General features: G+C 33.1%; 13 protein-coding genes. 2 read left to right on the top strand and 11 right to left on the bottom strand.

The window, feature by feature from the left end:
* Positions 1-114: 114 nt before the first annotated feature.
* Positions 115-519 carry a phosphate-starvation-inducible protein PsiE gene (psiE, locus tag AC3EMB_RS25160; protein ID WP_000834709.1) on the bottom strand — a complete coding sequence of 135 codons (405 nt, stop codon included), beginning with the start codon at positions 517-519 and terminating at the stop codon, positions 115-117.
* Positions 520-568: 49 nt separating this feature from the next.
* The gene (locus AC3EMB_RS25165; RefSeq protein WP_016079776.1) at positions 569-1,525 is read right to left on the bottom strand and encodes a nuclease-related domain-containing protein; all 957 of its coding nucleotides are present in this window, start codon (positions 1,523-1,525) and stop codon (positions 569-571) included.
* A 476-nt stretch (positions 1,526-2,001) separates the two neighbouring features.
* Between AC3EMB_RS25165 and AC3EMB_RS25170 the strand changes: the two genes are divergently transcribed.
* The gene (locus AC3EMB_RS25170) at positions 2,002-2,559 is read left to right on the top strand and encodes a cysteine hydrolase family protein (RefSeq protein ID WP_488517331.1); all 558 of its coding nucleotides are present in this window, start codon (positions 2,002-2,004) and stop codon (positions 2,557-2,559) included.
* Positions 2,560-2,601: 42 nt separating this feature from the next.
* On the opposite strand, the gene AC3EMB_RS25175 is transcribed toward AC3EMB_RS25170, so the two are convergent.
* Positions 2,602-3,030: an Lrp/AsnC family transcriptional regulator gene (locus AC3EMB_RS25175; RefSeq protein ID WP_255255469.1), complete on the bottom strand. Its 429-nt coding sequence runs from the start codon at positions 3,028-3,030 to the stop codon at positions 2,602-2,604.
* A 362-nt stretch (positions 3,031-3,392) separates the two neighbouring features.
* Between AC3EMB_RS25175 and AC3EMB_RS25180 the strand changes: the two genes are divergently transcribed.
* Entirely contained in the window at positions 3,393-4,358 is a 966-nt protein-coding gene (locus AC3EMB_RS25180; RefSeq protein ID WP_095690012.1) for a DUF4822 domain-containing protein, read from the top strand.
* A gap of 107 nt (positions 4,359-4,465) precedes the next feature.
* On the opposite strand, the gene AC3EMB_RS25185 is transcribed toward AC3EMB_RS25180, so the two are convergent.
* The 8 genes from AC3EMB_RS25185 to AC3EMB_RS25220 form a co-directional block, all read right to left on the bottom strand.
* Entirely contained in the window at positions 4,466-4,654 is a 189-nt protein-coding gene (locus AC3EMB_RS25185; RefSeq protein WP_000222858.1) for a hypothetical protein, read from the bottom strand.
* A 273-nt stretch (positions 4,655-4,927) separates the two neighbouring features.
* The gene (locus AC3EMB_RS25190; protein WP_488517332.1) at positions 4,928-5,293 is read right to left on the bottom strand and encodes a YxeA family protein; all 366 of its coding nucleotides are present in this window, start codon (positions 5,291-5,293) and stop codon (positions 4,928-4,930) included.
* Between the two features lie 418 nt (positions 5,294-5,711).
* Complete coding sequence (gene alo / locus AC3EMB_RS25195; RefSeq protein WP_000576745.1) at positions 5,712-7,250, bottom strand: anthrolysin O/cereolysin O family cholesterol-dependent cytolysin Alo; 1,539 nt, start codon at positions 7,248-7,250, stop codon at positions 5,712-5,714.
* Between the two features lie 437 nt (positions 7,251-7,687).
* The gene (locus tag AC3EMB_RS25200) at positions 7,688-8,440 is read right to left on the bottom strand and encodes an iron ABC transporter ATP-binding protein (RefSeq protein ID WP_000590061.1); all 753 of its coding nucleotides are present in this window, start codon (positions 8,438-8,440) and stop codon (positions 7,688-7,690) included.
* Positions 8,437-9,501: an iron chelate uptake ABC transporter family permease subunit gene (locus AC3EMB_RS25205; protein WP_000631245.1), complete on the bottom strand. Its 1,065-nt coding sequence runs from the start codon at positions 9,499-9,501 to the stop codon at positions 8,437-8,439. Before AC3EMB_RS25205 ends, AC3EMB_RS25200 begins: the two co-directional genes overlap by 4 nt.
* Positions 9,498-10,514, bottom strand: a complete 1,017-nt coding sequence (locus AC3EMB_RS25210) for an ABC transporter permease (RefSeq protein ID WP_025686661.1) — start codon at positions 10,512-10,514, stop codon at positions 9,498-9,500. The genes AC3EMB_RS25205 and AC3EMB_RS25210 overlap by 4 nt, the downstream gene beginning before the upstream one ends.
* Positions 10,515-10,533: 19 nt before the next feature.
* Complete coding sequence (locus tag AC3EMB_RS25215) at positions 10,534-11,550, bottom strand: siderophore ABC transporter substrate-binding protein (protein WP_139019786.1); 1,017 nt, start codon at positions 11,548-11,550, stop codon at positions 10,534-10,536.
* Positions 11,551-11,936: 386 nt separating this feature from the next.
* Positions 11,937-12,614: a response regulator transcription factor gene (locus tag AC3EMB_RS25220; RefSeq protein WP_088025093.1), complete on the bottom strand. Its 678-nt coding sequence runs from the start codon at positions 12,612-12,614 to the stop codon at positions 11,937-11,939.
* Positions 12,615-12,867: the final 253 nt, after the last annotated feature.

The following is a 12,867-nucleotide window of genomic DNA, read 5'->3' on the forward strand; positions in this document are numbered from 1 at the left end:
CTTCACTTAATTTCTCAATTTTTTTCGATTTCAAACGCCCTAATTTCATTGTAAACTTTCAAGCAACTTGAAGGTCAAGACGTAAAAAAGTAGTGCAAACTTACGTCTGCACTACTACTCTTTTCTCAAATCTCTCATATTCGATATGTATAAAGCAATAACTAAAACAAGAATTGCTCCTGCGTATAATAACGTCTCCATCGGTTCCTCATGAGACACAATAATTAATCGAATTAAAGCCGTAATTCCGATATAAATAAAATAACGTAACGGGAAATGATAATTCGATTTAAAATACTTAATAATTAATGCAATGAACTCGAAGTATAAGAAATAGACGATGATACTTTCAACCAATTTATAAGACGTATACTCTTTTGACGAAAAAATATACTGCACAAACGTGATCGTCTCATTCACTAAGAAAATTGATAACACAATGGATAATATAATTAAAGCTATATTTAATATCCATTGCAAAACACTAGCTATAACATGATCGATATTAAATGACTTCATTTTCTCTTTAGACTCCCCTTCGTATAAGTACTTATTTATTATAGCAAAATTACGATTGGAAAGAAGTTAAATCATATATTCGTCCTTTGTTGTTTCCAGTGTAGGGAAGATTTAGTGTGTGGAGAATTCTGTTTACAACCATACCCGACGAAACATTGAGAAACTCTTTCAAATTACCATTCGTACATGTCTTACTAATGAGCAATGCATAATCTCGTATTGCATCCACATGTGCCACTTTTGAAAAATCTTTACAACTTGTACAACGCCAACCCTTCTTAACTTTAACCATTGGAATAACTAAGCATTTCTCACATTGTACTCCATTTAGCAACTCCTCTTTTTCTATTTTATATTGCTCAAGTATATTTTGTTGAAGTGGAGAATGCTCCGCTATTATTTGATGAATGAGCCTATCTACATTATCTATAACTTTTCTCTTATATTTACTTTCAAACCACTTTATTTTATGAGGTAAATTGGCACTATGAATAATTGTATGAAGAAGATTGTCATCTGAAGATTTTATAATGGTACGAGGCGAGCTAATAACAACGAGGGACTCAATTGGAAGACTAGAGGAAAATCCATGTGAGTTTAACCATTTCTTTAGTTGTATTTCTTGCCTTTTTATTTGTAAAACCGGATCTGGAAATCCCTCTGAATTTCCTTCTGTTATTCGGATAAGTTGATTAAACTTTGCATCAAACATTAATGTACCTGCTATATTTTTTATCTCAAGAAAAAGAAGAAACTTTGTGGAAAGGATAATAGTATCAATTTGAAAGTATTTATCATAATTACATAAGCGAACATCATGTAAAACACTATACTCTTTCTCAGAAATAAAACTAAGCGGATAATCAATCGCTTGCTCTCCTTTATACCCCGCCATGTGTTTTGCCAAGTTTTCTCCAATTAAATTTCGTTTCGGATGATGTACAGGTAACCTTCTAAGAAGTGCTTCTAACTGTCTTATATAAATCGGCATTTTTCTCTCTTTCACAATCACCTCAAACACCCCTTTACAAATATATCAACGATTTTTCCAATATATCTATCACAACTCACAATATATCAACGATTTTTCTAATATATCTATCACAACTCACAATATATCAACGATTTTTCCAATATATCGATTGGTCGACAATATCTGACACTACCTCACTCCAATCACTCACAGCATATCCTAGAAAAACATCTTCAGCAAAAACTTAAAATCGCATTTCCTCATAAAAAAACATAACCCGCTCCTCCAGCAAAGGTATGGTTTTTAACCCTGCGATGCCACTCTATCTATAACCTTGCTGTGAATTCCACAAAATCCATTTGTACTTATACCAACTTTCACTTTTTTCACACTGAAACTATATCCGTTAAAATCGTTTCATAACGTTATTACTTCCGCATAGCTACAATTTATATAATAACGGTACAGTACAAATAACGTGCTGAATCACTAAGTATGGGGGAATAACGATGAACGAAGCGTTACTATTAGTAGACATACAAAATGATTACTTTGAAGGCGGCAATATGGAATTACATCAACCTGAAAAAGCCGCACAGAAAGCGAAAGAAGTTTTGAAAGCATTTCGTGAAAAACATAAAACAGTTATTCACGTACAACATATTGCGAACAATGAAGGGGCTACTTTCTTCTTACCCGATACAATAGGTGTTCAAATTTATGATGATGTACAACCAATTGCTAACGAAAGAGTCATTCAAAAACATCACCCTAACAGTTTTTTCAGAACAAATTTATTAGAAACATTACAGACAGAGAAAATAGACCGACTAGTCATTTGCGGTATGATGACTCATGTATGTATTGATGCAACAGTGCGCGCTGCCAGTGACTTCGGATTTCAATGTATTGTAATTGAAGATGCTTGTACAACAAAAGATTTAGAATTCCAAGGAAATCTAATCCCCGCAGTACACGCTCATCAATCGTTCATGAATGCATTAGAGTTTGGTGATATTTATGCAACAGTCATGTCAGCAAACTGTTTTATAAACAAAAGCAAATAAAGAATTACAGTTCCATATGAAAAAAAAGAAAGGATAAGTATCTTATTCTTTCTTTTTTTCCATCGTCTTAATGACAGTATTTATACGATAATCACCATAATGTAAAACATCTGCAAGAGTCTCTTCTAATTGCTGATGCGAAGATGTGTGAAGAGTCATGACATAGCACCCATCGCCGCTTATACGATACATTTCAGTAATTACCTCCGTTTTTTCAAAAAAGTTTTGAATCTGATTATGATAGTGCGGTGCATGCAAAAATAGTGTAACAAAGGTCATAATAGAACCTTCTAGCTTAGCTCTGTCAATATTTATCGTATATTTTTGAATGACACCTGCCTCTTCTAATTTATTGATTCGTTTCCCAACAGCCTGGCCAGTCAAATGTACTATCTCCCCAATTTCCTTCCAGTTCATTCTAGCGTTTTCTTGTAGTAATTGTATAATCTTAAAATCTGTTGAATCAAACATGGACATCCCCTTCCTATACGAAACGAATTCTATAAAATCTTCATTTCCCCTACAGTTTTTCTCAAAAGTTTTGTACTACAATCGATTAGCTCTATTAGCAATTACATTATTGTTAGCGGCTTTCCTTCTTCTTTACAATGTATTTTTTGGATTACTCGTAGGCACTACAGCAATCTAGCGATTTTTTATAAATATGAACATTTTTTAGGAATTAGTTTATCTTTTTTTAATGTTTTATTTAGAGGCAGTTTATAGTCGGGTATTAACATAGGAAACGTAGCAACTAAGTTCATCTATGACGCACTGCTACTATAATCGCTAACCGTACTACTTGAAATCATAAAATAAGGAGACGATAAAACATGAACAAAAAAGCAAAAGCACTATCATCCGTACTGCTCGGATTCACATTAGCATTAACAGGGTGTGCTGGTACTAAAGCTGAAGAAAATCATGGGAAACAAAAACAAGAACAAGTTGCCAAAGAAACAAAAAAGGAAAATAAATTAACTAAAGGGCAAAAAATGGCTAATATTCTTAGCGAGACAAATTGGCAAGGTACACGAGTGTATGACAAAGATAAGAATGACTTAACAAAAGAGAATGCAAACTTCATTGGTCTTGCAAAATATGATGCGAAGTCAGGCAGATATGAATTTTTTGATGCTAAAACAGGTGCAAGTCGTGGCGATAAAGGAACTTTCTTTGTCACAAATGATGGGAAGAAGAGAATATTGATTTCAGAATCAATGAAGTATCAAGCTGTCGTTGACATGACAAAACTAAATAAAAATGTATTTACTTATAAACGAATGGGGAAAGACGCTAACGGTAACGATGTAGAAGTTTTCGTTGAACATGTTCCATATAAAGAAAAAGAACTTTCTTTCACTGATCCGGACAAGCAGCTGAACACGACTACAGGAGATATTGTTAAAAACGTTGATGGAGATAAAATTTTGGGCGGTACCCTTTGGCACGGAACAAAGGTATTAGACGAAGCTGGTAACGATGTAACACAGTTTAATTCGAATTTTATAAGTTTAGCAAAATTTGATGACAAATCTAATAAATATGAGTTTTTCAATAGCGAAACAGGTCAAAGCCGCGGTGATTATGGCTACTTCGATGTTGTACACGAAAATAAAATAAGAGCCCATGTTTCAATTGGAAATAATAAATACGGTGCTGCTCTTGAGCTTACTGAACTAAATAAGAATAAATTTACGTATAAAAGAACTGGTAAAGACCAAGCTGGTAAGGATATAACTATATTCGTTGAACATGAACCTTATAAAGGTGATATAAAACCACAATTTAGTTTTTAAATACGTTTGATTAAAGATCCTGTACTGAGTTGCAGGATCTTTCTTATTAAGCAAGAGAACGAAAAGACGAAAAACATGTAGCTTTTCGTCTTCACAATATTCCCACCTTATAGTTGATGATTTACAAAACCTAAAAACATACCGATACAAAATAAAATAAATCCAATTAGAATTAAGGGAAGAGTGAAGCCACCCCAAGCTGGTTTATTAGCAAACGCCCTTATTTTAAAATTAATCCTCGCTAAAGACATGATAACGATACCCGCTATTGATAAAATTGTAGTTACATAAGTCATCTATAATAATACTCCTCTTCTATATTGATTTTATATCTCTGCAAACCATCTACATAAGTGTTACAGTCCACTATTCATAAATGTCATCCCAATTGTAGCAATCCAGCTTTGTGCCACATCATTTGTAAAATTCATTCTTCACTCCTAAAAAAAAGACAGAACCAGACGGTTCGGTCCTTTTTGTTTTATAATAATCTCTTTTATTTTTGCTACAATACCTTTTTCTTATAAATCTTACGCTAACACAGCTTTTGATTAACTTATCCTGAAATATTATGAATTTGCGTTCAACTTATCTAAAATACCTTTATCTATTTTTGCTTGATTCACTTTAGCTATTTTAGAAACAATCCCACGGCGATCTTCCCAATCAATCAAATAATATTGATTTTTTTCCAATTCATTTTGCAAGGAAATTTTCAGTTCTCTTTCTTCCCCTTTTTTATCGTACACCTTCTCATCATAAACATGATACGTAAGAACTTCTCCATTACTCAATTTTTCATTTTCTACTGTAGAATCCGTCGTTACTTTTACATAATATTGTTTAGTCGAATAGTACCCATTCCCTGACTTCATATAGTAGAAAGCACCTCCTACTATAGTTAATAACACAAAAATTCTCATGATCCATTTCATATGATAATACCTAACCTTTCTATTATACTTGTAAGATTTATACCCGTTAAAATATAAATCTTCCTTACCTTAAGTATGCTTTAACCATAAAGATGGTACAATCCAGTTTCCTTACACCCACATTACATTTTTGTAATCCTATCATTTTACAAAAGTTTCTTAAGTTGGCCGCAAACAAAAGAACATAAACTTTTTAAAGTTTTATTCCTCCAATTGCCACACTTTTAGCAACACTTGTCCAAGTAATAGGAATTTCATTTCAATCCATTTTACATGAAGAAGTAAATCAACGCCGATTAACTATATTAGGAATTACATTATTAATCAGCCCTCATCAATCGGGCCGCCCGGCAAATAAAGGAATAAAATTTGTGACTAAGTAAAAAAGCGCCCTACTTATAGGGCGCTTTTTTTATACTTAATGACTAATACTAGCTGTTGGGTATAATGTTGTTCCTCCAATTGAAACTTTTATTTCATTTGTTAATGGAACGTTTTGTTCATTAATAATTGTTCTCCACCATTCCCATGCAAGACCTGTACATTCTCTTGCTACAATTTTTATATTTTTTGAATTCGGTGGAAGAGGGATAACTGTAGAGTAATGAGCCGTTTTGTCTTTTCCACTACCATCCCACGTTTTATGTGTTAGTACTTCGTTACCCTTTTGATCAAATGTGAATTCATCCCAAGATACATCAAATTGAGCAACGTAAGCACCGTAATGATCAAGTGTCATTTTAGCACTTGAATATTCTGTAGTTGTCGTCTCAATATAATCTGTATTGTTATGAACAGCAGCAGTTGCATTATCTTTTAAGAAAGTACTTGTATATGAAATTGGGTATGCTGGATTTTTAAGACTTAATTCAGCATTATCTTTAATAATATTTCGGATTTCATTGAAATCTTTAGTAACAACCTTGTTATGCTCTTTCGCATCTCCGCCTAATACTACAGCAGTAAAGGTACTTTCTTCAAAAATATCTTTATACTGTCCACTTGTTTCAACGCTGTTATTCTTAAGTAAGGCTTTAAAAGCAGCTTGTACATCTTTGCTCTTAGATGTTGTTTCTAATTTTACATAAATCGTTCTACCATAAGCTACATTTGAAACCATAACAGGTGGAGCCGAATTACTTACGCCTTTTCGAGTTAACTCGTCAAAAGTAACGCTATTATCAAAAAGGTCGGATGGATTGTTAGGTAGTTCAGCACTTACCGTATAAAATATTTGCTTATACGCCGCTACCATCACTTTTTTCTCTCCATTTGCAACCGCATTAAAATCAATATTTAGACTGTTATCAAGATATTTAGCGTTAACATTAAGAGCACTTGCAATTTGTGATTTACTATAAACCATAGATTCCGTATACTGCATTCTTGCAGGTAACGTATGTGTTGTAGAATACTTTTCATTCCAAGTAGATACTAAATCGTCTACTGCTCCAGCTACATTACCATATGTCGGATTTTGGACAGTGATTGTATTTTCTTTTCTCATGCCCGGTAAGTCTATACTAATATTCAAAGGCTTTCTCTTAGCCACTAATAAACTTGGTTGATTGTCTGCAAAAGCTTTATTTGCAAGTTGTACAGCTCCTGGATACGTGCGATTCACTACAGAATCAATAATTGAAATATCGACTGGTGACGTTGTAAGTGATTTTTTCTCGCGTTCCACTACTACAAATTTACCATTTGAATTAATACTTTCTTTCGGAACAAAACTTTCTACTTTATCACCATTTACAGCTAAAACCTCTTGATTATTATATTTAAGATTTGCTATACCAGTATTAATGCCACTAGCATTTTTGGTTACATCAGTTACATTACTTGCTTGTGTTTCTGCGAAGGAAATAGATGAATAATTAATAGTGCATAGACTAACTAATAAACATGTAAGGAACTTTCTTCTTTTAGTGTTTTTCTTAATATTCAGAAAAATCACCCCGTTCTTTTTTTAGTAAAATATGATAATGATTGATAAATGATAGCTAACTAATAAACTTACATAAATGCTTTTAAAAGTTCTTGAATTAACGGGATTACGCCACCTACAAATTTTAAAACTGCCATTGCGATTTCCATATTATTTCCTCCTTTTTATTGCTACGAAAATGTGATTTATCTTTATGCCCTCATTATAGTGACCCCTTACACTTTTATCAATACACTCTGATATGCAATATTACATATACAAAAAACAAGCTGAATTCTTTTGAAAAATTATACAGAGATATTTTTTCCACTTGGTACATACTTGAAAAGGTGAAGCATTCTTTTGCATTTTATGAGTAATCACATAAAAAAAGCTGCTTGCCTATAAAATATAGACAGCAACTTCAACTAGAGTGTCTTGCATAATCTACGCAAGACATTTTATAACTAATAAACTGCGATCGGCCCATAAGGACCATTAATAATTTCTATTTTTGTTTCAAAAATATCTGTCAAAAGTGTTGGGTCCATAACCTCTTCTACTGTTCCGAAAGCAGCAATTTGTCCATCTTTCATAGCACAAATTTTATCCGAGTATTTAGCTGCAAAATTTATGTCATGCATAACAGTCAAAATTGTTCTTCCAAATTCATTAGCTGCACGTCTTAAATGCTCCATCATTTGAACAGAACGAGCAACATCAAGGTTGTTCAAAGGTTCGTCCAAAAGTACATATTCAGTCTCTTGGCACAATACCATCGCTACATATGCCCTTTGTCTTTGACCACCAGAAAGCTCATCTAAATATCTATTCTCTAAACTAGTTAAATCTAAGAAATCGATATATTTAGAGATGATAGCCTCATCTTCTTTAGTCAATCTTCCCTTTGAATAAGGAAAGCGCCCAAATCCAACTAGTTGTCTCACAGTAAGCCTAGTTACAAAATGATTTTCTTGTCGCAATATAGTCAAAACTTTTGCTAAGTCTTTTGATTTGGATTCAGAAACATCCATATTTGCTACCTGAATTTGGCCTTCATCCATATCTAAAAGTCTGCCAATCATCAAAAGTGTCGTTGACTTTCCAGCACCATTTGGTCCAATTAAAGAAGTAAAGCCCGCTTTTGGTATTTCAATATCCAAAGGTCCTATTTTCACCTTATCAGTATAGAACTTTTTAACATTATCAATTTTTATCATAAAGCCCTCTTCCTTAAAACTATAGTTAAGAATATGATTCCACCGAATAATTCAATAATAACTGAAACTACACCTTGAGCATGGAATACATGATACATTAAAAAGTATGCGCTCGTCATTATTAAAAATCCTATAGCAAAAGCCATCGGAAAAATATATCTATGATCATAAGTTGACGCTGCCTGATAACTCAAAGTTGCCACTAAAAAGCCGTAGAAAGTAAGTGGCCCAATTAGAGCTGTTGAAATGGACATTAAAATAGCTACTAATACAAGCGTATAAATTACACTAGGTTGGTATTTAACTCCAAAAGAAGTAGCAACATCTTTTCCTAGTGACAAAACATTCAAATTCTTAGAATGAGCAAAAATTAATACCGCTACAATTATGATCATAGGAATTACAATAGGAAAATATGCAGGATCTGCATGATTAACAGAACCAAATAATCTTGCTTGTAAAATATCAAATTCTGAAGGCGCAAGTAGTTTTCTCATGAAAGTTGACACAGAATTTAGCCCGGTACCAATAATAATTCCAACTAAAAGCATAAGTTGTAAATTCCCGTATTTACCGGAAAGTAACCATCCATAAAGTATCAAACTCATGAAGACCATAACAACAACTTGGAATAAAAATGATCCAATTCCATTAAAATTTATTAACGCACTTGCACCAAAGAAGAATACTGTACTCGTTTGAATTGCTGAATAAAGTGATTCGAAACCTAAAAGTGAAGGAGTAATAATTTTATTATTCGTAATAGATTGGAAAGCAACTGTCGACAAGCTATGGCAAACCGCAGCAATAATCATTGCAACAATAGCTACTATCCTTCTCTTAACGACTGGGATAAAAGAAGGTGAATCTATCGGAACTGGATTGTTATAAACTAAAAGTCCATATGAAGAAAGAAGACCTAAAGCAATCAATGTTATCAGTAAAATCCAATAACGTCTTGCTTCCTTCTTAGACCGAAAAGCGCTAGCTGATCTACTTTCATTATGAAGGCTAGAATCGATTTCGACATTTTCTTTTTTTCTATATTCTAATGTGATCATCGTAGCCTCCTTGGTTTTCTTTGTCTCAATAAAATAGTAATAAACACGACTGCTCCCACTGTTGCAAGTATTAAAGAAACAGGTAATTCAAAAGGCTGTATAATTGTTCGAGAAATGATGTCACAGGCAGTTATTGATCCCATTCCGATCACACAAACCCAAGGTAAATTACTCCTAAGATCATCACCTCTAAACATTGAAACGATATTTGGCACAATTAATCCTAAGAAAGGTAAGTGTCCAATAACAGCTGCAACAATTCCAACTGCAACAGAGATAAGAGCAGTCCCAAAAAGAACAATTCTATTGTAATTAACTCCAAGACTTGTTGCGACATCTTCTCCTAGTCCAGCTAAAGTCAATCTATTAGCATACATAAAAATAAGAAAAGTAATGATAACAATCAGCCATAAATATTCATATCTTCCCACCTGAATGTTAGCAAATGAACCTACAAACCAAGTTTCAATACTTTGCGTCTTTTGAAAAAGGAGTCCTAAAAAAGTAGACACTGCAGAAATTACTGCTCCAAGCATCAATCCAATAATCGGAACAATTAAAGACGAACGAAGCTTAACTCTTCTTAAAAATAGAAAGAAAATCATAGTTCCTATAAAAGAAAAAATGATTGCACCAGTCATTCTTTGAACTAAAGTCGGGGCAGGAAATAATAAATACACAAAAAGCAGGCCTAAGCCTGACCATTCAATAGTCCCCGTTGTAGTAGGTTCAACAAAGCGATTCTGTGTAATGAGTTGCATTACGAGCCCTGCCATCGCCATCGCAGCTCCAGTAAGCATTAATGCAGCTGTTCTCGGAACACGAGTTATGAAAAACATCTCTGTCCCGTCCTCTTGTCCACGTATATCATAAACTCCAGTAAACAGTGATATAATCCCTAAAATTATAACAACTATAACTGCTATTATAAAAGGTTTTGTCCATAATTTATTGTGATTATAAAACTGGGGTTGAGAAATATTCTCAACCCTAGAAATTATATTTTTTGACACTGTTTCGTACTCCTTTACACTACTTAGCTAAAGTTTTTGCCATATTTCCAAATAACTCTATATAAGTTTGAATTGATTCATTTGTGTAAGTATCTTCTGGTGCATAAATAACTTGTTTTTTAGAAACAGCAGTTGTGTTTTGAAGAGCAGGTGATTTAGAAATAACATCCTTAGCAGGTGTTGACTTAGCTGCATCAGATGTTGCAGCATCACGATCTAATACGAAAATCCAATCAGGATTTGTTTGTGCAATAGCTTCAACAGAAACGTCATCACCTTTATGACCTGCAGTAGAATTTGAAACTTCTAACGCTGGAGTCCAACCGAAAATTTCATACATTGGTCCCCAAACACGACCAGAATGTGGAGCAGCAAAACCAATATTACCACCAGTAACGATAACACTCATAACTTTATCTTTTCCGTTATAAGCAGATTTTGCTTTTTCAATAGATTTATCAAAATCAGCTACTAATTGTTTAGCTTCTTTATCTTTATTAAAGATTTTCCCTAAAGTAACTGTAGAATCTTTAAGTCCTTTTACTAAGTTTTCGCCAGGCTTAGTAGCTTTCTCAGAAACATCAAAATTAAGATCAATAACTGCTGCATTTGGTACTAATTTTTTGATTTCTTCGTAATGGTCAGCAAATCTTTGACCAACAATTACAAGTTCAGGGTTTGCCGCTGCAATAATTTCTAGATTTGGTTCACGGTGATTCCCAATATTTTGAACTTTTTCATCCTTTTTATATGCTGAATCAGCAGGCATGATATCCTTTGGAGCAGCCGCTAATTTAATTCCCCAATCAGATAAAGTTTCAAAAGTTCTGTTATCCAAAGCAACTACATTCTTTGGGTTTACAGGGACTTTAACAGTTCCATGAGCATCAGTGATTTCAACCGTTTTTGGCTTATCACTACCATTATCTTTATTATTAGCCTTCGAAGTTTCTTTACTTGAATCTGAGCAAGCTACTAACATTAAAGTGAAAATTGCTAGAATACTCACTAATTTTAAAAGCATAGATTTTTTCATATGTATACTCCTTATAGTGTGATTTATTTCGAAAATGATGACATCCATAGATTGAATTAGAAAGTAATTTTCATTCAATTGAATCGCTATTGATAATCATTTTCATTTGAACATCCTGTTAATTAGTATAGTCATTAATTCTGTGAAAATCTTGTGAATGGTGTGAATTCATAAAATCAGACATAAAAAGTAATATGTGATGTCAGGCGTGTTGATTAACCATGATTTCCTCTACAAAACACGCTCATTAATAGCTAATACTTTCATAATCCATTTTTTTACGTCTTTTAATACTTCTAAGAAACTATTTGATTATCATATTTAATAAAAAAATGAGTAAAACCGAATGAAATAGTTTTACTCATTTTTTTATTATCTTATTTTTATCAGTCAATCATTGAATAGCCTCTGCCATGTATCGTTTGAATATATCTGTCTTTCTTCTCGCACTTTAACTTTTTTCTTACATACCCAATATATAAGTCTACTACATTTGGATTTACTACTACGTTATATCCCCAAACTTGATTCAAAAGCATTTCACGGCTCAATATTGTGTTTTTGTTTTTGATTAAAAATACAAGCAAATCATACTCGCGCTTAGTAAGGGAGAGGTTCTCGCCACCTTTTTTCACAATATTGCTAGATGCATCAACAAAGAGATCTTTAAACTGAAAAAAGTTTATCTCATTTTGCTGGTTACAATTACTTCTCCTTAAAATAGCTTGAACCCTTGCTACCAATTCTTCTTTCGCAAATGGTTTTCTTATATAATCATCTGCTCCTGCTTGTAATCCTGCTACGCAATCCTTACTAGAAATATTGTCGGTCACAATAATGATCGGTGTCTTTTTAACAAGCCGTATTTGTCTGCAAATTTCTGGTCCCGATATACTTAATGAATCCCAATCTAATATGATAATATCCCAGTCTTGTTCATATATTATATTTAAACCTTCGTTTTCATTGTGAAGTTTTAAAATGAAATAGCCTTCTTGCGTTAGACCGCTTACGATTTTCTTTGCTGAAGACCGTTCATTTTTAATCACCAACACTTGCTTCACCGATGGTTCACCTCTACTTCAATATAACTTAGTTAGATAAAAAATTATCCCCAAAAAACAATTTAAGATTTATAAATTTAAAACCCCTAAATAATCCATTAAAACAGTTTATTAGGAGAACTCTATATAATCTTACAATAGGTATGGATAAAAACACAAAACGTATTAAAATTCGAATAAATTGAAATTTAAATTAACACTCATCAATTGTGCGTTTACGGACATCCTTACTCTCACCTAACTTCTTTGCTTC

This window comes from Bacillus sp. LQ16, from assembly GCF_057784645.1.

What these genes read in the sequence shown, in the direction of transcription:
- AC3EMB_RS25215 (WP_139019786.1), bottom strand. Translation starts at nt 11,550, where the DNA reads ATGAAAAAATCTATGCTTTTAAAATTAGTGAGTATTCTAGCAATTTTC.
- AC3EMB_RS25170 (WP_488517331.1), top strand. Translation starts at nt 2,002, where the DNA reads ATGAACGAAGCGTTACTATTAGTAGACATACAAAATGATTACTTTGAA.
- AC3EMB_RS25200 (WP_000590061.1), bottom strand. Translation starts at nt 8,440, where the DNA reads ATGATAAAAATTGATAATGTTAAAAAGTTCTATACTGATAAGGTGAAA.
- AC3EMB_RS25205 (WP_000631245.1), bottom strand. Translation starts at nt 9,501, where the DNA reads ATGATCACATTAGAATATAGAAAAAAAGAAAATGTCGAAATCGATTCT.
- AC3EMB_RS25175 (WP_255255469.1), bottom strand. Translation starts at nt 3,030, where the DNA reads ATGTTTGATTCAACAGATTTTAAGATTATACAATTACTACAAGAAAAC.
- AC3EMB_RS25190 (WP_488517332.1), bottom strand. Translation starts at nt 5,293, where the DNA reads ATGAAATGGATCATGAGAATTTTTGTGTTATTAACTATAGTAGGAGGT.
- psiE (WP_000834709.1), bottom strand. Translation starts at nt 519, where the DNA reads ATGAAGTCATTTAATATCGATCATGTTATAGCTAGTGTTTTGCAATGG.
- AC3EMB_RS25185 (WP_000222858.1), bottom strand. Translation starts at nt 4,654, where the DNA reads ATGACTTATGTAACTACAATTTTATCAATAGCGGGTATCGTTATCATG.
- AC3EMB_RS25180 (WP_095690012.1), top strand. Translation starts at nt 3,393, where the DNA reads ATGAACAAAAAAGCAAAAGCACTATCATCCGTACTGCTCGGATTCACA.